The sequence below is a fragment of the Nonomuraea candida genome (assembly GCF_000725485.1).
Lineage (GTDB): Bacteria > Actinomycetota > Actinomycetes > Streptosporangiales > Streptosporangiaceae > Nonomuraea > Nonomuraea candida.
The window spans coordinates 1-330 of the sequence record NZ_JOAG01000164.1; the positions used below are offsets into that span (position 1 = coordinate 1).

Sequence of the window (330 nt, forward strand, 5' to 3'; positions counted from 1 at the left end):
CTGCTCGGCCGGGCCGCGGCCTGGAACGCCAGGAACGCCCGCGCCCTGGTCGCCGCCTCCGGCCGCGCGCCGCTGACCGGCCCCGGTTTGGACGGCCGCAAGCTGTACACGAAGGCCGCCAAGCTCGCCTACCTCGGCCGGCTGCTCGGCACGTTCGAGAACGACGAGCAGGGCCGCAACGCCACGAACCTGCGCCCCGGGCAGGCGATTCACACCCGCGAGGCCATCTACCAGGAGTGGTACGGCACCGTGCGCAGCCAGGGCCGCGAGATCACCTACGGCGTCATCGAACGCTTCGGCCACCGCGACGGCAAGGTCACCGACTGGAGC

General features: G+C 72.7%; 1 protein-coding gene. It reads left to right on the top strand.

The genetic code is table 11. From position 1 onward, the window contains the following. Nucleotides 1-330: hypothetical protein (locus IO39_RS56435; RefSeq protein ID WP_043637806.1), on the top strand; the 330-nt coding region annotated here is incomplete at both ends.